Origin of the sequence: Enterobacter sp. ECC-249 (genome assembly GCF_043965265.1) — a bacterium.
GTDB lineage: Bacteria > Pseudomonadota > Gammaproteobacteria > Enterobacterales > Enterobacteriaceae > Enterobacter > Enterobacter quasiroggenkampii.
The window spans coordinates 4,387,026-4,408,725 of record NZ_CP143660.1 but is presented as its reverse complement, the minus strand read 5'-3'; the positions used below and the strand labels follow the sequence as shown (position 1 = coordinate 4,408,725).

Sequence of the window (21,700 nt, the reverse complement as noted above, 5' to 3'; positions counted from 1 at the left end):
CCCGGATGAGCAGACGCTGGCAGCAGGTTCGTCACCAGCTGCGCCGCAACCGTCCGGCGCAGTTCTCCCTGTTTGTGCTTTTTATTTTCGTTGTCGCCGCGCTCTGTGCGGGGTTAAGTCCGTACGATCCGGATCGGATGGCGCTCGGCGCACGCATGCTACCGCCAGATGCCGCGCACTGGTTCGGCACCGACGAGTATGGCCGCGACTACTTTACCCGCGCGCTGTATGGCGGCCAGATCTCCCTGATGGTCGGTTTTCTCGCCATGCTCTTTTCCACGCTTATCGGCACGGTGGTGGGAACGGTGAGCGGCTATTTTGGCGGCTGGCTGGATAACCTGATGATGCGCGCCGTGGATATCCTTATGGCCATTCCGGCCTTCTTCCTGCTGCTGGTGGTGAATGCGTACCTCAAGCCGGGCGTGGATAACATCATTCTGATTATCAGCCTGCTGACGTGGATGAACATGTCGCGTCTGGTGCGCGCAGAAACCCTATCGGTGAAAGAGCGCGAGTATGTGCTTTATGCCCGCGCGTCGGGGGAAAACCCGCTGCGCATTATCGTGCGCCACATTATTCCCGGCGTGCTGCCGACCATTATCGTGGCCGCCACGCTCAATATCGCCTCGGCCATTCTGATGGAGTCGACGCTCAGCTTCCTTGGGCTCGGCGTGCAGGCGCCGGCGGCGTCGTGGGGAAGCATGCTCAACAACGCCCAGTCGTATATTGGCGAAGCGTCGTGGCTGGCGATGTTCCCCGGCATTCTGATCCTGCTGACGGTGTTCAGCTTTAACGTGCTGGGCGATGTGTTCCGTACCGCCTTTGAGCCGGGAGCGAATCGCGATGAGTAACTTATTAGCGCTTGAGAACCTGCAAACCACCTTCCGCACCCGCGAGGGAGAGGTTCACGCGGTGCGCGGCGTGAGCTTTCAGGTGCAGCCGGGCGAACTCGTCGGCATCGTCGGCGAGTCGGGCTGCGGGAAAAGCGTCACCTGTAAGTCGATTATCCAGCTTCTGGGAAACAACGGACGGATAACCGGCGGCAGCATCCGCTTCCAGAACGAGGATCTGGCACAGAAAACCCCTGCGCAGATGCGCGCCATTCGCGGCAACGAGATCGCGATGATTTTCCAGGATCCGATGACCGCCCTGAACCCGGTGCTGACTATCGGCAAGCAGATGGCTGAGATCCTGATGCGCAACAAAGGACTCACCAAAAAAGCGGCCAAAGCGGCGACCATCGCCATGCTGGAACAGGTGGGAATTGCTGAGGCGGAACGCCGATACGACCAGTATCCCCACGAGTTCAGCGGCGGGATGCGCCAGCGGGTGATGATCGCCATTGCGCTCTCCTGCAATCCGAAGCTTCTTATTGCCGATGAGCCGACCACCGCGCTGGACGTCACCATTCAGGCGCAGATCCTGCGCCTGCTGAAAAGTCTGCAGCAGCAGACCCGGACCGCGATTCTGCTGATCACCCACGATCTGGGCGTCGTGGCGCAGGTCTGCAGCCGCGTGGTGGTGATGTACGGCGGGCTGGTGATGGAGGAGGGGAGCGTGGAGGACATTTTTTATCGCCCTGCGCATCCTTACACCCAGGGGCTGCTGGCCTCGCTGCCGCGCCCGGATGAGGTCAATCAACGCTTATCGCCCATTGAAGGCGCGCCGCCCGGCCTGCTTAACCCGCCGCCGTGCTGTCCGTTCGCCGAACGCTGCCCGAAACGCCTGCCCCAGTGCGAACGGCAGCCCGCTTTTTACGCTATGGGAGAAGGCCATCGCGCCGCCTGCTGGCTATGGGCCGATAAGGAGATTCAGGCATGAGTGAACAACAGGCCCCATTAGTGAGCGTGCGCGATCTGAGCAAACATTTTCCGCTTAACGGCGGTTTGCTGCGTAAAGGCGCGGCCGTGAAGGCGGTTGATGGCGTGAGCTTTGATATCCAGCCCGGCGAGACGTTTGGCCTGGTGGGGGAGTCCGGCTGCGGAAAATCCACCCTCGGGCGCGCCATCCTGCGCCTTTTCGATATTACCTCTGGCGAGATCCACTTTGCCGGGCAGTCGATCGCCCACGCCCGCGAAAAAGAGCTCAAGCCGCTGCGTAAGCGGATGCAGGCGATTTTTCAGGATCCTTACTCCTCGCTCAACCCCGGCATGACGGTGCGGCAGCTGGTGGCCGAGCCGATGCAGATCCACGGCTACAGCCGGGAAGAACAGCGGGAACGGACGGAAACGCTGCTCTACAAAGTGGGGCTGAAGCAGGAGCACCTTGAGCGGTTCCCGCATGAGTTCAGCGGCGGGCAGCGCCAGCGCATCAGTATTGCCCGCGCGTTGTCCGTGCGTCCTGAGTTTGTGCTGTGCGATGAGCCGCTCTCGGCGCTGGACGTCTCTGTGCAGGCGCAGGTGGTGAATATTCTGCAGGATCTGCAGCAGGAGCTGGGGCTGACCTATCTGTTTATCGCCCACGATCTCTCGATGGTGCGCCATATCTCCAGCCGCATTGGGGTGATGTATCTCGGTAAGCTGGTGGAGGTGGCCCCGGCGAATGAACTGTATCAGCGTCCGGCGCACCCTTACACCCGCGCGCTGCTGGCGGCGGTTCCCCTGCCCGATCCGCGGATTCGCAACCTCGAAGACGCGACCCTGCGCGGCGAAATGCCCGGCCCTACGTCCGCGCTGCCGGGCTGTAAGTTTTGCAGCCGATGCCCGCATGCCATGCCGGTTTGTCAGACGCAGGAGCCTGCCATGCAGGAGATTGCGCCAGGCCATTTCGCGGCGTGCTGGCTGTTTAAGATTTGAGCCTTAAACGTGTCGGGTGGCGCTTCGCTTACCCGACCTGGAGGTTTTGTGTTTTGTAGGCCGGGTAAGGCGAATTATTTGCCACGCAGGTGTATGATAAACGCTCCTCTGTCAGGTTAATTACAACGTGCAGACGACGACAACCCATAAAAATTGCCGCCTGCCTGTTTTAGGTTGGATACATGCGTAAAGGAAAGTTAAGCAGTGATGCGCCATTCGGGACATTGTTAGGCTATGCGCCCGGTGGCGTGGCGATTTACTCTTCAAATTACGGCAGTCTGGACCCGCGCAACTACCCGCAAGATGCGGATTTCCGCAGCTATATCGGCAACGAATACATGGGCCACAAGTGGCAGTGCGTTGAGTTTGCCCGCCGTTTCCTGTTCCTCAACTATGGCTTCGTGTTTACCGACGTCGGCATGGCGTGGGAAATCTTCTCCCTGCGCTTTTTGCGTCAGGTGGTGAACGATAACATCCTGCCCCTTCAGGCTTTTGCCAACGGTTCAAAACGCGCCCCGCGCGCCGGGGCGCTGCTGATCTGGCAAAAGGGCGGCGAGTTTCATGAGACCGGTCACGTGGCGGTGATCACCCAGCTTCTGGACGATAAGGTGCGTATCGCCGAGCAGAACGTGATTCACTCTCCGCTGCCGCTCGGACAGCAGTGGACGCGCGAGCTGCGCCTGAGCGTGGAGAACGGGTGTTATACAATCCATGACACCTTCAACGACACGGAGATCCTCGGCTGGATGATCCAGACCGACGACACGGAACACAGCATTCCCCAGCCGGAAATCAACGGCGAACTGCTGAAGATCAGCGGCGCGCGGCTGAAAAACACGCGTCAGTTCGACGGAAAATGGCTTAACGAAAATGACGCATTGCAGCAGGCGTATATCCGCGCCAACGGCCATGTGATCAACAAAGATCCCTGCCAGTACTTCACCATTACCGAAAGCGCCGAGCAGGAGCTGATCAAGGCCACCAACGAACTGCACCTGATGTACCTGCACGCGACGGACAAGGTGCTGAAAGACGACAGCCTGCTGGCGCTTTTCGACATCCCGAAAATCCTCTGGCCGCGCCTGCGCCTCTCCTGGCAGTGGCGTCGCCATCATATGATCACCGGTCGTATGGATTTCTGCATGGATGAGCGCGGCATCAAGGTCTACGAGTACAACGCCGATTCCGCCTCCTGCCATACCGAGGGCGGACTTATCCTTGAGGAGTGGGTGAAAAATGGCTATCGCGGCAACGGGCATAATCCGGCGGAAGGCCTGCTGGAAGAGCTGACCGGCGCCTGGAAGCATAGCCACGCTCGGCCGTTTGTCCACATCATGCAGGACAACGATGTCGAAGAGGACTATCACGCGCTCTTTATTCAGCGTTCGCTGATGCAGGCCGGGTTCGAAACCAAAATTCTGCACGGGCTGGAGGCGCTCAGTTGGGATGCCGCCGGACAGCTGATTGACGACGAAGGTCGCCACGTCAACTGCGTGTGGAAAACCTGGGCGTGGGAAACGGCGATAGAGCAGATCCGCGAGGTCAGTGAAACCGAATACGCCGCCGTGCCGATCCGCACCGGACATCCCGAGGGCGAAGTGCGCCTGATTGACGTCCTGCTGCGCCCGGAGGTGCTGGTCTTTGAACCGCTGTGGACCGTCATTCCCGGCAACAAGGCGATTCTTCCGGTGCTGTGGCAGCTGTTCCCGAATCACCGTTACCTGCTTGATACCGATTTTGAGGTCAACGATCTGCTGAAGCAGACCGGCTACGCCGTCAAGCCGATTGCCGGACGCTGCGGCAGCAATATCGACCTGATTAGCGCCCAGGACGAACTGCTGGATAAATCCAGCGGCAAGTTTGTCGACCGTAAAAACATCTACCAGCAGCTTTGGTGCCTGCCGAAGGTCGACGGCAAATATATACAGGTCTGTACCTTTACCGTGGGCGGGAACTACGGCGGAACCTGTCTGCGCGGCGATGACTCGCTTGTGGTGAAGAAAGAGAGCGATATTGAGCCGCTGATTGTGGTGAAGGACTCGCTATAAAAATACCCCCGCAGGGTTGAGGGGGCCCCACAAAATAATGCCTGCACGGACGACCCCCTCTCCCTTGAGGGAGAGGGCTGGGGTGAGGGGGAACATACGGCTGTAGTGGTCATTCCGTTCACTTTATGTTCCTTGCTACTCTTTAACGACATGGCCTGTGAACGTGCCAGGGTGGCTCAGTCGCCCCCACCCTGGCGACCCGGGCTCCCGGCGGTAAATCGCCGCTGCGCGGTACCTTCGGCTTATCCCTTCCGGCTTATCGGGGACGGGCGGAGGTAACGTCCCTGTAAAGCCCGCCCTCTCGGCGCATCCATGCGCCTCGCCCCGGCCGGAAGGCAAACGCCTCAGCGATTTACAGCCGGACCCGAGCATCGCTGAAAGCCTTTTAGACGTTCTGAAACAAGGTTATTGCTTCTGATTAAAAAATACTGTGGATCCCTAAGCCCGCAGGGCATCCTGCGGGGGCTTTTCGTTACTGTTCTTCCTCTTCCTGCCCGTTGATCTTCAGATCGATGATGCGGCCAATCTGGTCATGGTACACCGTCAGCAGGTTGTACTGGCTCATCTCGGAGATGATCTGCGGTGAGACATTAAAGCTGCGGGCCAGCTCCTCCTGGTGAAAATAGCCCGGCTGACGCCGCCTCACGTGGGCCCGACGGCGATTGTACTGATACCATAAAATCAGCAGCCAGCCGTTGAGCGCGGCGAACAGTAGGTAGAGCAACACCGTATTAAAGGACGCGATAATCACGCCCCAGCGGTGGTCGCTCTCATCGGTGAGCTGCATCCAGAGCCGGGCATACAGGAAAAACAGAAATCCTCCCCACGCCACCAGCGTTAACGCGGCATCGAAAAGACGTGGAAATAGCCGCTGTTCGGTCAGAATTAAGGTATTTTCGTTCATTAAATGCGTCCTTTTCCCCGGTCCGGGCTGATCCAGCGCGCGCGGGCGCGCTGGCGTTTAAGCATGACTTTTGGAAATGCAACGAGGGTGGTGAACAGGCCGATCATCCAGTACACCATCGGAAACCAGATCACCCAGAAAAGCGAGCTGGCCACTTTTCGTTCATAGCGCCGCTCGATGAACAAGCTGACCAGGAACTGCAGCAGACACATCACGCCCAGCAGCAGCCCGGTAAACTCCGGTGGAAAAAGGCTCTCCACGGTCAGGTTGGGTGGAACTGGCGCGACATGACTGAGAAGGAATAACAGCACCGTCATCGCGTACGCGAAGGCCCACAGCGTTGACAGCGCGTACTCCATGAACAACGGCCACATGCGGTGATGCTCCCAGCGCACAATCTTGCGAAGGTTGACCAGAAACACCTCTGCGCCGCCCTGGGCCCAACGCAGACGCTGTTTCCACAGGCCCTTCAGCGTCTCCGGCATCAGGATCCAGCACAGCGCCCGCGGCTCAAAAAAGATATCCCAGTGGTGGAGCTGCAGCTTCCAGCTGATGTCGATGTCTTCGGTGATCATGTCCGGGCTCCAGTACCCAACGTCCGCCAGCGCCTGTCGGCGAAAGGCGGCGATGACGCCCGAGACGGTAAAGACCCGGCCATAGATCCGCTGCGTCCGCTTGATGAGCCCTATAATGGATGAGAACTCGCCCACCTGAATGCGGCCGATCAGCGTGGAGCGCGTGCGAATACGCGGATTCCCGGTGACCGCCCCAACGTGGGGATACTGAATCAGCGGTGCCACCAGATACGCTGCCGTATCGCGATCGAGCAGGGCGTCGCCGTCAATGCAGACCAGCAGATCGCCCCGGGCCGCCGCTGCGCCGGCTTTGAGCGCCAGCGCTTTCCCCTGGTTCTCCGCGAGGTTAATCACCCGCAGGCGCGGCTGTTCCTGCGCCAGCGCCTGCAATACCTCCGCCGTGTTGTCAGACGAACCGTCGTTGATGGCGATAACTTCTATATTTTCATACCGCTGATCCAGCGCGGCGCTGATGGTCTCCCGGGCATTCCTTCCCTCGTTGAAGCAGGGGATCAGAATGGAGATGAGCGGCTCACCCGCGAGCGTCGGGGCGGGCGTCTCTTTATCCCATGACCAGTGGCGTTCAAGCTGAAACCAGAAATAGAGGCCGCCGGTTATCCAGAGCACCGACATGAACAGCGGCCAGAAGAACACAAAATCCAGTATCAGCTCGCCGGTAAAGAGGGCGGCCACGCCTAACGGCAACCCGAATACCAGACATAAAATAGAAAAGGCGATAATGCGATCAGTCATTGTCAGGGTACCAGTACGAAGAAAATTCAGGCCTGATGCGCGAGATATCAGGTTGGTTGTTGAGGAAGTCGTCGGGGTAGTAACCGTAGTTTTTGACGCCGTTCAGCTGGAGCACGCGCATCCACTGCGCAAGCTGGCTATCGGAAACGGCGCGCTGCGGTTTCCGATCCCAGTTCCTGGCCTGCAGCTCGAAAATAGTTTTATCGAGCGCGCCGGGACGCGTGGCGACCGCTTTCACCAGACGCGCCAGCCAGGCATCGCTCTCGTCTGCCGGGACGGACTCCATCAGCGGCATGGCCATCGGCACCGTCCAGTCATACTCCGCCAGAAAATCATCAACATTCTGCGCGAACCACGCCTCGCTTTCGGGCTGCAGAATGGGTAAGGCGAACATGTTGCGGGCGGTTTTTATCTGCGGGCCACGAATGTGCTTCACCGCCAGGCCCAGGGCGTGGGTAAACCCAATCAGCAGCTGGCTTTTCTGACGCGTTGTGTTCTGGGCGGCGTCCTGCCCGGCATCGTCCACGTCCGTCAGCACCGCGTCGTCATGGAACAAGATCCCGTTGAAGCTGGCATAGCGGGCCAGATCTTCATAGATGTCCGTCACCTGCTGGCGCACCTGCGGGTTCCACGGAGAAAGCCGGATATAAGGCTCGGTGGCTTCGCGCAGCTGGCCTGACGAGCGGTCCCGACGCAGCACGCGCGGCAGGGCAGGATCGAGATCGAACGAGAGCACCGGCATCCACGCGAAGACTTTCACGCCCGCGCGGGTTTGCAGCTGCCAGGAGACAAAATTAAAGAGATCGGCCCGGACCGGCAGCTGGCGGTTGGGAAAATAGAGCGCCTTGATCCTGCCGTCGCCCTGCGGGTCGGCAAACGCCTGCAGGAAAACATGGCTGATTTTCATGTCGTAGACCCGCTGGATCAGCCTGTTGATGTTTTGCGTCTGCTGGGCCGGATCGGGGTCGTAAACGTAGTCGAGATCGACGTGCATGACGCGCACGGGATCGCGCTCCTGAACCTGGCTGACCGTGGTGGCAAATGCCTTTAGCGAGGGATTACCGGCGATCAGAAGACGAGGGATGTTGCCCAGATCCTGCGCATTCCCCAGTCCGTCCTCGAGGGTAAAGGCCAGCTGATAACCCTGCTGTCTGGCGATAGCGAGCGACGTGCCGCTGGCGGCGCCGTAGGGCCAGACCCAGGCGCGCGGCGCTTTGCCCGTAACCTGCGTGATTTTTTCAGTCACTTTGCGAACGTCATCGCCTATCCGCTGGTTGAACTGCTGGTCCGTTTCATAGCGGCCCGTGGCTTTGTCATAAAAGCGGTTGGCGATCGCCGGTTCGCGGCTGCCCTGCGGGTTAGCCGGAATGCCGTAATGCGAGGCCCAGGTATGCGATCCGATCTCAATCAGCGGAGACCGGCTGAGCTCGCGCACCATGTCCCACGTCGCGAAGCGATCGCGGGGTGTCATCAGGCCGCCGAAGTTAACTTTTTGATTTTCCGGCATATCCACCCAGCTGCCCACCGGCGCCCAGAGCGCAGGGACGTTCCACGCCTGAAGCAGCGGCCACACGCGGGTGTAAAAGCTGCTGTAACCGTCGTCAAAGCTGAGCAAAACCGCTTTGGGCGGCAGCGTTTTTTTCCCGTCATGCGCGTCCAGAATGTCCTGCACGCTGATGACGTGATAACCGTTGTGCAGAAGCCAGCTTATCTGCTCGTTTAACGCGCTGGTGCGAACGGAGAGATAGCGCTGATCGGCGGCATCGTCTTCTACGTCGTGGTAGGCCAGCACCAGAAACTGGTTCTGCGGCCAGGGTTTACTCGCCTCCAGCTGCGGCCGATCTTTGGGCGCAATGAACGAGATCGCCTGGGCGAAGACATTTGCGCTGAGGCAGAGCCAGCCGAGGAGTATCAGGCTCGCGGAAAAACGTGTGTTCAGCATATTCATCCTTAAAAGCGTAAAGTCGCGTCAAACGTGACGGAGAGATTGCTCTCGCGTTTGCCGTCGTAAGGGCGTTTATCCCAGTTCAGCATCACGCCGGTATCAATGACGTTGTTCCACTGGACCCGCTGTCCGTAACCCAGCAGGGCGATGGCGCCAGCGGACTGATTTTTCTGCCAGTAGCTGCCGCCTCCGGCCACGAACTGCTGGCTCCAGAGGGTGTCGTAATGGCGGTACATCTCATGGTCAACGGCCAGGGCCGCCGTCACGGACAGATCCCGCGCCGGGTTGTAATAGAGCGTGTCCCGCAGGCTGTTTTTACTGGCGGCGATCTCCGGTTCGAGATCCAGCGTCAGGGACGGGGTCTGCCAGAGACGCTCCTTACCCGTGAGGGTGTATTCCTGGCGACGGTTATGATCGGAGAAGCGGGTCAGGGCGGCGTTGAACTGATATTCACGACGCTCGTTTTGATACCAGCGCACGCCGCCTTCTCCCCGGTTTGCACTGATCCCGTTGCGTAACGCCCGCAGGGGCGTAGTGCGCGACAGGCGTTCAAGGCTGCCGCTGACCTGCCAGTTATCGGTTACGAAGTACGTTGTTGAGAGACGAGCGCCCGGCTTGCTTGCCCCGTGATAGCGGTTGCTGGAAAGCTCGGCTTCGAGCTGGAGGTCGCGTGGCCGCCATTCGACGCCGCCCAGCAGGTGACGGCTGGTGCCTTTGCCTTCATCGAAATTACCCTCGGCATACCGCGTGCCCGCAAACAGCCGCCAGTTATCCGCTACGGGCGGGCCATAGAGCGTGGCGTCCCAGTTGAGGTCGTGCGTCCCGCTGACGGGGTTATCGGAGTGCAAGCCCTTGCCCGCGTTGAGGCGCAGCTCGGACATATGGTGGACGGTGCGGAGCCTGTCGAGACGCCTGGCGCTGCGATCGGCTGGCGCGCGGGCCAGCACGTCGTCGGCCAGTAAATCCATCTGCCGCCACTCCTGCAGATCCATCGCGACGTAGGCCTGCTGCTGCTCAAGTTCCAGATTCGAGGGCTCCAGCGCCTCCGCTGTTTTCAGCTTCTGCTCGGCCGCGCGCGGCAAGCCCCGCGCCTGAAGCAGGGTGGCGTAGTCAATCTGTAATCCCTGATTGCCCGGCGCCGTTGTCGCCAGACGGTGCGCCAGATTTTCGGCTTCCGGCAGGGCATTCGTCGCCAGCAAATAGTTAAAACGGAGCGACTGCCCGGTAAGCCACCTGTCGTTCGGCTGAGGGGTCGGGGAGCCGAAATCGTAACGGGTCCAGGGGACGTTGCGGGTCTGGCGCTCAACGTACTGGCGGGCGGACTGATACTGTCCCGTATCCAGCCAGGCATAGAAAAGCGCGTGCTCCTCGTCCTGCGGGTCGGAAGCGTATTGCGGGTAGCGTTGCAGAAGCGCGAAGGCGGCGGCCGCGTTTTTCTCCTGCAGATATGCGGAGATCGCCCAGCCGATTGCCCAGCCCGGCACCGTATCCTGGGCTGCCGTAAGATCCTGATATTCGCTAATCACCTGTGGGTAATCAGCATGGGCGTACAGCGCGCCAAGCCTGTCGATACGCGCAAGGACGACGTCTTCCGCCGCCTGCGGCTCGTTTTGCCAGCGGGAAAGCAGGGCGTCGTAACGATTCAGCGCAGATTGCGCAAGCTGGAGGCGTTCCTTTTCCGTTCGGCCGGGCACGTCGGCAAGGCGAACCCGTTCGGCGACGGCATTACGCTCAAGACGACGACGCTCCGCGGGAGACAGCGTCACGCTTTGTGAAAGCTGGAGCGCGGGCGTATTCACCCGGTTATCCGTAAGCGCGTCGATCAGTTCGCTGAGGAGCGCTTTATTCTCAGGTGCGATATTCAGCGCGCGCATGTCTGCTAAAAGCCGATCCCAGCTTTTTCCCTGGCGTAACCAGACATACGCCAGCGTCTGAAGATGCGCCTGAGAGGGATTTTCCGCCACCAGCCGTCGGGCTTCCTGCAAGGCAAGCGTATCTTTACGGGCATCGGCCAGGGTTTTGATATAGCCGATACGATAATCGTCGTTATCCGGCGCAAGGCTACGGGCTTCTTTCCAGAGCGCCAGAGCGGGCTGCCAGGCTTTCTGATTTCGCCTCGCCTGTGCGACAGCCGCAACGCCGCGGGCGGGCAGCGGCATATAAATACCGTAACGCTGCCAGACCTGAATAACCTCGTCATCATGACCCGCCCAGGCTGCCACCTGTAACCAGTCCGCAACCTGTTCAGGCGTCAGAGCATGCTGCTGTTGATAACGCTGAAGATAATCGAGAAACGACGTGTAATTACCATTACGCGCCTGTTGAATCTGTTGCTCATAAACGGATTCCGTAGCCTGAACCAGAACAGGAAAGAGTAATAACAGAAACAATAATGTTGGGGCGCGATAAAAGAATAACGTATTGAAGCGAAGCGATCTTTCCATATCTATTTGCCATTTGTTTATCATGAATCCATTGCATAACACGGCCGCCTTTAAGCTCAGCGTAAAAGGCCATAAATGAGAACATTAAATCTGAATGCAGTGATGTTACGGGGTACTTACTTAAAGGTAATTATGGATCCTCATCTCAGTGGACTGGGTGAAAGCTAATGTACACCTGATATGTTGCCGGATAAATATGCGGAAAAGCGGCATCATAGTTTTGAGATAATTCTGTAATGAGCAGTTTTTTGTGTTTATTTTGAATTGAGTGCTTAATTGTAATTTATTGAAATTCAATAGTTTTATTTTTATTGTGACAGTTTTGTATATATTTTCAATGACGCTTTTCTGCCTCAATTAAAGTACTTTCTGGTGCATGTTTGGGAAGTTTCATGACAAAAATTCTTAATGTTTAGAGAAGTGACTTTTCTGCGATTGTTTTTTATTTATAATTAATGGCAGCCATTGAATGATAGTCTACAGGAAGTCTTGCTCATCAATGTGTGTATTGAGGGATGTCCAAAGCCAGAATACATTTATCGTTAATATAACAGCGCTATAAAACGAAGGCGGCCTTCTTTCCGAGGGATCGTTCTTGCTTTAATCTAAAAGGGATGGTTAGTGGCAACTTCAATAGTGTTAGTGACTCAGGATCGCTACCTTGTCAGGGGCATGCGGATATTTTTTCCGGATATTATCCTGCTCGATTCGATTGACAGAAACATATTTGATAACGGTGCAGATGAATATTCTGTATTGATTGATAGTCGTTGTCCGCTCCGTTTATATGATTACCTGATACGCCATCCGGCCAGAACGAGAAAAACGATCTGCTGCGTTATGCTTGATATGCGCCACCGCGAGGAGAATCTGCTCAGTATGAAGCTGTTTATGAACACGTCGCTTACGGCGCCGGATATGGCCTCGCTGTTTAACCTGGTGCTCAATATGAAGGGCCGACGCCTGACCACGAAGTGGCTGCTGAATTTACGGCTTAGCACGCACGAGGCGATTATGCTGCGGTTGCTGAGGGCAGGGATGTCGATGGAGGAGGTGGCTGGCGAGCTGAATACGTCGGTGAAAAGCCTCTATCGCAAACGGACGGCGCTCTCCGAACGGCTGGGGGCGGAGAACTTCAACGAGGCGTGTTTGTTTATCTTCAAAAACAAACTGCTGGGCACAGGTGGGAACGATCCCTAAAGTTGTCAGGAATTCAAAAGCAAAAAACCGCCACGAGGGCGGGTTCGTTAATAAGGTGCGTGGTAACGCGCTTATCTCGATACCGGCGGATGTAAGGTGGCAGAAAATGAGCGGGTGGCGGTTGGATTTTGGGGGAGAGGAAACGCGTATTATAATGAAAAACGAATAGTATCTTCTGCTCTTTAACCCCGTTTATGAACTGCCAGAGGCTAAGCCATGTGTTTTATCCTGAGCGGGTGATACCAGAAGGAGACTCCTGGAAGTGATTGAAAAATTTAAAAGGACGTTAGAAATGAATAAATATCTGTCTGGTCTGTGTGTTGTTTCTTTTTTTTATTTTTCTTCAATAGGTTACGCGCACTCTACGGGGCAAAATAAAGTTCAGGTTAGTATCAAACCCAGCAGCGCTAATGGAGGATATATCCCGGTAATTTCTGATGCAGATGAAATCGAGCCTTCTGATTTCAGGGAGTCGGATCTACAGGAGATGCAGGATAGCCTGAGGAAGATGAAGTCCGACAACCGCAAAGTCGATGAGCTAACTCAGAAGGTTTTACAGCTTGAGAGAAAGAATTCTGAGCAGGAGAGTAAGATCGAGCGAATGCAAAGAAGCCTTGATGACATGAAGCGGAGCAACGACAACCTTTCAAATCAGGTCAGCAATTTATCCGGCAAAATTAAGTGATAAAAAAGAGCCACCGCCTGTATTAACTTACCGGGCTATTAGCGTGAGCGTGCCTGCATTAAAGCCACGCTTATCAGCGCCCAGAAACTGGCCGTAGCCATATAGCAAAAACCCAGCCATAGGCTGGGTTTTCTAAATAGTGGTGCCCGGACTCGGAATCGAACCAAGGACACGGGGATTTTCAATCCCCTGCTCTACCGACTGAGCTATCCGGGCAACGGGGCGCATTAAACCCGATTCACTCTCCGCCGTCAACGAAAAATGTTGTTTTCGTTACAGACTGCGCAATCTCTCACCATTTCGCCGCATCCTTAAGCGAAAAAGTGCGTCCAGAGCGCGGAGAGGGGCATGGCGAGCAACAGAGCGGGCAGCATATTCACCACGGCAAACATCTTGATCCCACAGATGCGCAGCCCGGTAGCCAGCAGCAGCAGGCCGCCGACAGCGGTAAAATCCGCCATCATCGCTGGCGTGGTGAGCGGGAGAATCAACGTGGCGCAGGTGGCGAGCGCGAGCTGGATAAGCAGCATCGGGACGCAAATCGCCGCCACGGCAACGCCAAGAGTAGTGGCGAAAATGGTGGCAGTGAAGAAATCAAGAAACGCTTTTGCAATCAAAATGCTCGGGTCGCCCGTCATCCCCTCCTGCATTGAACCGAAAATCCCGGTGCCGCTGGCGCAAAACAGAATAATGATGGCGACATAGTTCTGAATAAACGTCTCGTGCGTGCCGTGTTTCGCCTTGCCCGGGCGGGCTATCAGGTTTTTGGCTCTGCTCACCGCGCTGTTAATGCCTTTTTCCAGATAGCAAAATTCGCCAATCAGCGCGCCGAGCAGGGTGGCCAGCACCATCACCGGCAGGTTGGCGCATTTGATCACTAACAGAATACCGATCCCTAACGATGCCAGGCCGAATATTGAGGGCATGGAGGTGCGAATACGCTCCGGCAGCCGCTGGCTAAGCATTGCGCCGAGTACGCCGCCCAGCAATACGGCGCCTGCGTTAATAAATGGCCCGATTACCAAAGTTAACTCCTGTTATTTAATCATTGATATTGCATTATTATGGCACGTCATGGCTGCGCAGGCCTTAGCTTTGGGTGGTTTCGTGCATATTGATTCCTTCTTGCACCTCAAAATAAAAGGTGACATTATTGCGCGAATTTTCTCCTCCCTGTCTCACCGCCCGGTGAGGGTAACTGCGCCTATGAAAACCATGAAAATTGCCGTCAGCCGCGAGCTGCTCTCCACTGTGTCTACGCACCGCGAAAAGGTGACGCTGGACAGCACTGATTTTACCGATGTGGCGGCCGTCGTCATCACAACGGCTGAAAGCCGCAGCGGTATCCTTGCACTGCTGAAACGCTCGGGTTTTCAGCTGCCGGTGTTTATTTTCTCGCAGGAGCCGACGGACGTACCCGACGGCGCCACCGCGGTCATCTCGGGTAAAGCTCAGGAATTTCTGGAACTGGAGACCGCTGCAAGCCGGTATGAAGAGAATCTGCTGCCGCCGTTTTTCGACACCCTGAGCCAGTATGTGGAGATGGGCAACAGCACTTTCGCCTGTCCAGGCCACCAGCACGGCGCCTTTTTCAAAAAACACCCGGCAGGGCGACAGTTCTATGATTTCTTCGGCGAGAATGTGTTTCGCGCCGATATGTGCAACGCCGACGTGAAGCTGGGCGATCTGCTGATCCACGAAGGGTCCGCCAAGCATGCGCAAAAGTTCGCGGCGAAAGTGTTCAACGCGGATAAAACCTACTTCGTGCTGAACGGAACGTCGGCGGCCAACAAGGTGGTGACCAACGCGCTGCTCACCCGCGGCGACCTGGTGCTGTTCGACCGCAACAACCATAAATCTAACCACCACGGGGCGCTGATCCAGGCGGGCGCCACGCCGGTCTACCTTGAGGCCGCGCGTAACCCGTTTGGCTTTATTGGCGGGATTGACGAGCACTGCTTTGATGACGCGTATCTGCGGGACCTGATCCGCGAGGCGGCCCCGGAGAAAGCCGACGAGGCGCGTCCGTTCCGCCTGGCGATCATTCAGCTTGGCACCTACGACGGGACGATCTACAACGCCCGTCAGGTGATCGACAAGATCGGTCATCTGTGTGACTACATCCTCTTTGACTCCGCATGGGTGGGCTACGAGCAGTTTATTCCGATGATGGCGGAAACGTCCCCGCTCTTGCTGGAGCTGAACGAGAACGATCCGGGAATATTCGTGACCCAGTCGGTGCACAAGCAGCAGGCTGGGTTCTCGCAAACGTCGCAGATCCATAAAAAGGACAACCACATTCGTGGTCAGGCGCGTTTCTGCCCGCACAAGCGGCTGAACAACGCCTTTATGCTGCATGCCTCCACCAGCCCGTTTTATCCGCTGTTCGCAGCGCTGGATGTGAATGCCAAGATCCACGAAGGAGAAAGCGGACGCAGGCTGTGGGCGGAGTGCGTTGAGCTGGGCATTGAGGCGCGCAAGGCCATCATTGCCAACTGTCATATGATCAAACCGTTTATCCCACCGGTGGTGGCGGGGCGGCCGTGGCAGGATCATCCGACGCACGCGATTGCCCGCGAGCTGCGCTTCTTCAGCTTCGAGCCGGGGGCCAAATGGCACGGGTTTGAGGGCTATGCGAGCGAGCAGTACTTTGTCGACCCGTGCAAGCTGCTGCTGACCACGCCGGGCATTGATGCCGAAACGGGGGAGTACACCGATTTCGGGATCCCGGCGACGATTCTGGCGCACTACCTGCGCGAAAATGGCATTGTGCCGGAGAAATGCGACCTTAACTCGATCCTGTTCCTGCTGACGCCTGCCGAAAGCAGCGAGAAGCTGGCGCAGCTGGTGGCGATGCTGGGCCAGTTTGAACAGCATATTGAAGACGACACGCCGCTGGCGGACGTGCTGCCGACGATCTTCCAGAAATACCCGGTGCGCTACCGGGATTACACCCTTCGCCAGCTGTGCCAGGAGATGCACGATCTCTATGTCAGCTTTGACGTCAAGGATCTACAGAAGGCGATGTTCCGCAAGGAGAGCCTGCCTGAGGTGGTAATGAACCCGCAGGACGCGAACCGGGCGTATATTCGCGGAGACGTGGAGCTGGTTCGCATACGGGATGCCGAAGGGCGAATTGCTGCCGAAGGAGCGCTGCCCTATCCGCCGGGCGTATTGTGCGTGGTTCCAGGTGAAGTCTGGGGCGGGGCGGTACAGCGTTACTTCCTGGCGCTGGAGGAGGGGATCAACCTGCTGCCGGGCTTCTCGCCGGAACTGCAGGGCGTTTACAGCGAGAAGGATGCCGACGGGATTAAGCGGCTGTATGGGTATGTATTAAAGTAGACCCCCTCACCCTAACCCTCTCCCAAAAGGGGAGAGGGGATTGCACGGGGCCGTCTTTTCACCCTCGCCCCTTTGGGGAGAGGGCCAGGGTGAGGGGGAGGGTTTCATCAAACCGCACTACGCTTGTACATCCTTCTCGGATGCCCAATCTTGCCGTACAGCATCTCCACCGTCAGAAAACCCGCCTCCACGCAGTGTTCAAGATAGCGACGGGTGGTGGTTTTACTCAACCCCGTCTCGCTCACCACCTCATCCACGGTAAAGCAGTGCGTTGCTTTGTCGTTAAACAGCGACTGCACCCGCGCCAGCGTATTTTCCTCAATGCCTTTACTGCCGTTGTCCTGGCGGTAGTTTTTCGCCTGGAGCTGATACAGCGAATCGACGTTCTGCTGATCGACAATCTTCCAGACGCGCTGCTGTTCGGCAAACTGCACAAATCGCTCCAGCGACTGGCTGAGCCGCTTCCAGGAGACGGGTTTAAGGATGTAGTCGAAAGCGCCGTTGCGGATCGCCTGGCTGCAGGTGTCCATATCGCTGGCGGCAGTGATAAAAATCACCGAGCAGTTGGCGCGGGCCAGCATGGGGTTATTGATCAGCGAGATCCCTTTGCCGTCCGGCAGATAGTTATCCAGCAGCAACAGCTGCGGCTGTTTGTTTGTAAGCTCTGTCTGGGCCGCTGCCAGCGACGAGGCAATGCCCACCAGCCTCAGACGCGGATGTTTGCTTATCAACTCCGCGTGCAGTTGCGCCAGCTCGTTCTCGTCTTCAACAATCAGTACGTCGATAAGTTCATGTTGCATAGTCGGTGTCTTCCAGTTGCCGGGCGGTTCCCGTGGCCGGGATAAACAAGGAGAAAATGGCGCCGCGGGGCATATTATCGGCAACTTCTATCGCGCCGCCAGCCTGTGTGACATAGCTTTCGATCAGATACAGACCAATCCCATGATCGCCGCGTGTTTTGGTGGTAATGCCGCGTTCAAAGATCCGGTCACGGATCTCCGGCTTGATGCCCACGCCCTGGTCGGCTACTTCAATAATCAGCTCCTCGTCGCTGAGTTTTATCAGCACTTCTACCGGCGCGTGGGGAAGCGGTGACCGCTGTGTCGCTTCGATGGCGTTATCCAGCAGGTTGCCAATAATCGAAATCAGCTCTTGCTCCCCGAGGGGAAGGAACGATCTGTCCAGCCGACAGGTCGGGTCGAAGCACAGCTCGACGCCTTTCTCCCGCGCGCGGGCGGTTTTCCCCAGCAGCAGACCGCACAGGGTCGGGGAGCTGAAGCGTGAAGAGATAAAGTCCAGCAGCTCCTGGGCGTGTTCAGACTGCGCCTGAATGTAGCCAATCGCCTCCTCATAGCGGCCCATATGCAGCAGGCCGGAGAGGGTGGTCATCCGGTTTAACTGCTCATGGCGCATAATGCGGAGGTTATCGACATAGCGTTTGACCTGGCTGAGCTGGGCGCTCAGCGAGTCGATCTCGTTGCGATCGCGGAAGGTGATCACCCAGCCCTGCAGCGAACCCTCAAGCATGATGTGCACCCGGCTGGCGATCACCGTGAGATCGTTAAAACGGCAAATCTCGTCATGGGTATCTTTGGCCAGCATCGTCTGCGTGTCGAAGAACGGGACCGGATCGATCACCTGGCTTATCAGCTGCCCGCGCAGTTCCCGGGCCGGCTGGCTCAGCCCAAGCAGCTTACGCGCCGCCTGGTTGATCACCTCAATCCGCCGTTTATCGTCTATGGCAATCACGCCTTCATAAATAGACTCCATCAGTGCCTTCTGCTGGCGTACCAGCAGGCCGATCTCGCGCGGCTCAAGGGAGAAGATCTGCTTCTTAATACTGCGGGTAAAGAACCAGGAAAAGATAAAGAGCGCAATCAACAGCAGCGCGGCGGCAATCAGGATATTGACCACTTTACTGACGGTAATGGTGTCCAGGTAGCTGGTGAGATAGCCGACCGAAACAATGCCGACCACCTGTCCGGCAGCGTTGAAAATGGGGGCTTTACTGCGCAGCGAAATGCCCAATCCGCCTTTGCGGATGGTGGTGGTACTTTTACCCTGCAATACGGCTTCGTTGTCTCCGCCAACCAGGGTTGTGCCCACTCTGTCGGCGAAGACGGAGTGAAAAAGATGCTGGCCCTTATTATCGCCAATCACAATAAAGCTGGCGTCACTGTGCGCAGAAATCTTCTGCATAAAATCATAGATGGCAGTGATATTTTTTTGTTCAACTTCATTACGCAATGTCGGAATAAGCGCAATCTCTTCAGCCTGTATTTTGGCGCGCATGCTCATTTCCTGATAAAGCTGTTTCCCGACATCGGCATAATAATATCCGCCCAGTAACGTAAAAAGCACTGAGAAAAAGGCAACCAGCGAAATAAACAGCTTTATCTGGAAAGAGACTTTCATAACTATCACGCAAGCTAGCGACAAAGATCGCCAATATATCATCTTTTTTCGCGCGGGCGCCCGCTTTGCCGAAAACTTGTGATCCCTTGCACAGCGGGCGCTGTAAAAGCGTTATCCAAAAGGCTAACGTGCTTTGGGCGGCATGAATAAATGTTATTTGTTTGTTCAATTCAGAAAAGAAACCATAAAAACCACGACCATAAATAAGGCATAAATCACATTAAATAAAAGAAACCATTAAAACCATAGCTGCCATTAAAACTTCGCTTTTAATATGCCATCCCTCACATAAAGTAAGCCTTTGTGACTCTAAGCTGAACGCACAAAATAACCAAGGGGCTTATTATGAGCACAACTGACGATTCTTTCTCTGTTACCCACGACCCGATTGAAATTCAGCAACCTTCGCTCAAAGAGCGCTGGTGGCATATTATGGATACCTGGAAAATCGGGATTATTCCTCTGCCGCTGTTCGTTCTGGCGGGTGTACTGATCGCGATTGATTGCCTGGGCGGAAAACTGCCGAGCGATATCGTGGTGATGGTGGCGACGCTGGCCTTCTTCGGCTTTGCCTGCGGTGAGTTTGGCAAACGCCTGCCGATTGTCGGCAAGCTCGGCGCGGCGGCGATTTGCGCCACCTTTATCCCTTCCGCGCTGGTCTATTACGGCCTGCTGCCGGACGTGGTGGTCGAGTCTACAACCAAGTTCTACAAATCCACCAACATTCTCTACCTCTACATCTGCTGCATTATTGTCGGCAGCATCATGAGCATGAATCGCACGGTGCTGATTCAGGGCTTCCTGCGCATCTTCTTCCCGATGCTGTGCGGCGAAATCGTCGGCATGCTGGTGGGGATGGGCGTCGGCCTGGCGCTGGGCCTTGAGCCATTCCAGATCTTCTTCTTTATCATTCTGCCGATCATGGCGGGCGGCGTCGGAGAAGGGGCGATCCCGCTTTCTATCGGCTATGCCACCCTGCTGCATATGGACCAGGGCGTGGCGCTCGGTCGCGTGCTGCCGATGGTGATGCTCGGCGGTCTGACGGCAATCATCATCTCCGGCTGCCTGAACCAGCTCGGTAAACGCTACCCGCATCTGACCGGTGAAGGCCAGCTGATGCCTAACCGCGCAAATGCCGATGCCGATGCCACCGCCTCCCAGCCTGCATTCTCCGGTAAAGCGGACGTGACCACTATTGCCTCCGGCGTGCTGCTGGCGGTGCTGCTTTACATGCTGGGCATGCTCGGCCACAAGCTGATTGGCCTGCCTGCTCCGGTCGGCATGCTGTTTATGGCGGTGCTGGTGAAGCTCTGCAACGGCGCCTCTCCGCGCCTGCTGGAAGGCTCTCAGGTGGTGTACAAGTTCTTCCAGACCTCTGTGACCTACCCGATTCTCTTTGCTGTTGGTGTGGCCATCACGCCATGGCATGAACTGGTGGCCGCCTTCACGCTGACCAACCTGCTGGTGATTATCAGCACCGTCTCCGCGCTGGTGGCGACCGGGTTCTTCGTCGGCAAAAAGATTGGTATGCACCCGATTGATGTCGCCATCGTTTCCTGCTGCCAGAGCGGCCAGGGCGGTACCGGCGACGTGGCGATCCTGACCGCAGGCAACCGCATGAGCCTGATGCCGTTCGCCCAGATTGCTACCCGTATCGGCGGGGCGATTAACGTCTCTATCTCACTGCTGATTCTGGGCAACTTCCTCGTTTAAGTTTTCAGGAAAGAACAATGAAACTCGCAAGCTTTTTATACCAGGGAAAACGCAGCTACGGCATCGTCCAGGCCGACGGCGTGATTGATTTAGGCCGCCGTCTTGGCGACCGCTACAGCGACCTTAAAGCGCTGCTGCAGGGTAACGGGCTGGCGCAGGCCACCCGCTACCTGAACGACGCCGTGGACGTGCCGATGAGCGCCATCACCTTCTTACCGGTGATTGAGCAGCCGGAAAAAATCCTCTGCGTGGGCATGAACTACGCCGACAAGCGCAAGGAATTTGACCAGCACAACCCGGCCCCGACGCTGTTTGTCCGCTTTCCGGATTCACAGACCGGCCACAACGAGCCGGTGCTGAAGCCGCGCCACTCCAGCGAATTCGACTACGAAGGCGAGCTGGCGGTGATCATCGGTAAAGGCGGGGAGAATATCAGCCGCGACGACGCCCTTCGCCACGTGGCGGGCTACAGCTGCTACATGGACGGCTCCGCCCGCGACTGGCAGCACACCTGGTTTACCGCCGGTAAAAACTGGCGCAAAACCGGCGCGTTTGGCCCGTGGATGGCGACGGCGGATGAGATCCCCGATCCGCACCAGCTGGCAATCCGCACCTGGCTGAACGGTCGCATGGTGCAGGAAGACAACACCAGCAGCATGATCCACAAGGTGGCGGAGCTGATCGAGTACATCAGCACCTTCACCCGCCTCAGCCCGGGCGACGTGATCATCACCGGCTCACCGGGCGGCGTGGGTAAAAAGCGCAATCCGCCGCTGTTTATGAAAGAGGGGGATCGCATTGAGGTGGAGATCGAGCATATCGGTCATCTGAGCAACGTGATCGTGGAAGCGCCAGCCGTCGGGCTTGCGGCGGCACACTGA

Annotated in this window: 16 protein-coding genes and 1 tRNA gene; 9 read left to right on the top strand and 8 right to left on the bottom strand. The window is 57.0% G+C overall.

Annotated elements, in window-relative coordinates:
- Positions 1 to 5: 5 nt before the first annotated feature.
- The 4 genes from V1587_RS20925 to gss all read left to right on the top strand — a co-directional run bounded on the left by V1587_RS20925 (position 6) and on the right by gss (position 4,843).
- On the top strand, positions 6 to 851 hold the full coding sequence (locus V1587_RS20925; protein ID WP_371897815.1) for an ABC transporter permease: 846 nt from the start codon (positions 6 to 8) through the stop codon (positions 849 to 851).
- Positions 844 to 1,821, top strand: a complete 978-nt coding sequence (locus tag V1587_RS20920; protein ID WP_371897816.1) for an ABC transporter ATP-binding protein — start codon at positions 844 to 846, stop codon at positions 1,819 to 1,821. Before V1587_RS20925 ends, V1587_RS20920 begins: the two co-directional genes overlap by 8 nt.
- On the top strand, positions 1,818 to 2,795 hold the full coding sequence (locus tag V1587_RS20915; RefSeq protein ID WP_371897817.1) for an ABC transporter ATP-binding protein: 978 nt from the start codon (positions 1,818 to 1,820) through the stop codon (positions 2,793 to 2,795). The genes V1587_RS20920 and V1587_RS20915 overlap by 4 nt, the downstream gene beginning before the upstream one ends.
- 182 nt (positions 2,796 to 2,977) lie before the next feature.
- Positions 2,978 to 4,843, top strand: a complete 1,866-nt coding sequence (gene gss / locus V1587_RS20910) for a bifunctional glutathionylspermidine amidase/synthase (protein WP_371897818.1) — start codon at positions 2,978 to 2,980, stop codon at positions 4,841 to 4,843.
- Positions 4,844 to 5,315: 472 nt separating this feature from the next.
- On the opposite strand, the gene pgaD is transcribed toward gss, so the two are convergent.
- From pgaD to pgaA, 4 genes are read right to left on the bottom strand one after another with little or no spacing between them, the layout of a single operon-like run.
- Positions 5,316 to 5,747: a poly-beta-1,6-N-acetyl-D-glucosamine biosynthesis protein PgaD gene (gene pgaD, locus V1587_RS20905; protein ID WP_371897819.1), complete on the bottom strand. Its 432-nt coding sequence runs from the start codon at positions 5,745 to 5,747 to the stop codon at positions 5,316 to 5,318.
- Complete coding sequence (gene pgaC, locus V1587_RS20900) at positions 5,747 to 7,075, bottom strand: poly-beta-1,6-N-acetyl-D-glucosamine synthase (RefSeq protein WP_371897820.1); 1,329 nt, start codon at positions 7,073 to 7,075, stop codon at positions 5,747 to 5,749. The genes pgaD and pgaC overlap by 1 nt, the downstream gene beginning before the upstream one ends.
- On the bottom strand, positions 7,068 to 9,017 hold the full coding sequence (pgaB, locus tag V1587_RS20895) for a poly-beta-1,6-N-acetyl-D-glucosamine N-deacetylase PgaB (RefSeq protein ID WP_395314476.1): 1,950 nt from the start codon (positions 9,015 to 9,017) through the stop codon (positions 7,068 to 7,070). Before pgaB ends, pgaC begins: the two co-directional genes overlap by 8 nt.
- 8 nt (positions 9,018 to 9,025) lie before the next feature.
- Positions 9,026 to 11,464 (bottom strand): poly-beta-1,6 N-acetyl-D-glucosamine export porin PgaA, encoded by a 2,439-nt coding sequence (pgaA, locus tag V1587_RS20890; protein WP_371897822.1) that lies wholly within the window; start codon positions 11,462 to 11,464, stop codon positions 9,026 to 9,028.
- A gap of 672 nt (positions 11,465 to 12,136) precedes the next feature.
- On the opposite strand from pgaA, the gene V1587_RS20885 reads away from it, so the two are divergent.
- Positions 12,137 to 12,664, top strand: coding sequence for a helix-turn-helix transcriptional regulator (locus tag V1587_RS20885; RefSeq protein ID WP_371898019.1), 528 nt, complete (start codon positions 12,137 to 12,139; stop codon positions 12,662 to 12,664).
- 262 nt (positions 12,665 to 12,926) lie between these two features.
- Entirely contained in the window at positions 12,927 to 13,349 is a 423-nt protein-coding gene (locus V1587_RS20880; RefSeq protein WP_371897823.1) for a hypothetical protein, read from the top strand.
- Positions 13,350 to 13,489: 140 nt separating this feature from the next.
- Here V1587_RS20880 and V1587_RS20875 read toward each other — a convergent pair.
- Together V1587_RS20875 and V1587_RS20870 are read right to left on the bottom strand one after the other, a co-directional pair.
- Positions 13,490 to 13,565 (bottom strand) — tRNA-Phe (locus tag V1587_RS20875).
- A 95-nt stretch (positions 13,566 to 13,660) separates the two neighbouring features.
- Positions 13,661 to 14,374: a DUF554 domain-containing protein gene (locus tag V1587_RS20870; RefSeq protein ID WP_371897824.1), complete on the bottom strand. Its 714-nt coding sequence runs from the start codon at positions 14,372 to 14,374 to the stop codon at positions 13,661 to 13,663.
- 181 nt (positions 14,375 to 14,555) lie between these two features.
- On the opposite strand from V1587_RS20870, the gene V1587_RS20865 reads away from it, so the two are divergent.
- Positions 14,556 to 16,691: an ornithine decarboxylase gene (locus tag V1587_RS20865; RefSeq protein ID WP_371897825.1), complete on the top strand. Its 2,136-nt coding sequence runs from the start codon at positions 14,556 to 14,558 to the stop codon at positions 16,689 to 16,691.
- A 107-nt stretch (positions 16,692 to 16,798) separates the two neighbouring features.
- On the opposite strand, the gene V1587_RS20860 is transcribed toward V1587_RS20865, so the two are convergent.
- Together V1587_RS20860 and V1587_RS20855 are read right to left on the bottom strand one after the other, a co-directional pair.
- Complete coding sequence (locus tag V1587_RS20860) at positions 16,799 to 17,491, bottom strand: response regulator (protein ID WP_371897826.1); 693 nt, start codon at positions 17,489 to 17,491, stop codon at positions 16,799 to 16,801.
- A complete protein-coding gene (locus V1587_RS20855) occupies positions 17,481 to 19,106 on the bottom strand; it encodes an ATP-binding protein (RefSeq protein ID WP_371897827.1) in 1,626 nt (541 codons plus the stop codon). The genes V1587_RS20860 and V1587_RS20855 overlap by 11 nt, the downstream gene beginning before the upstream one ends.
- Positions 19,107 to 19,451: 345 nt before the next feature.
- Between V1587_RS20855 and V1587_RS20850 the strand changes: the two genes are divergently transcribed.
- Both V1587_RS20850 and V1587_RS20845 read left to right on the top strand, forming a co-directional pair.
- Positions 19,452 to 20,819, top strand: coding sequence for a 2-hydroxycarboxylate transporter family protein (locus V1587_RS20850; RefSeq protein WP_371897828.1), 1,368 nt, complete (start codon positions 19,452 to 19,454; stop codon positions 20,817 to 20,819).
- Between the two features lie 17 nt (positions 20,820 to 20,836).
- The gene (locus V1587_RS20845) at positions 20,837 to 21,700 is read left to right on the top strand and encodes a fumarylacetoacetate hydrolase family protein (RefSeq protein ID WP_021242089.1); all 864 of its coding nucleotides are present in this window, start codon (positions 20,837 to 20,839) and stop codon (positions 21,698 to 21,700) included.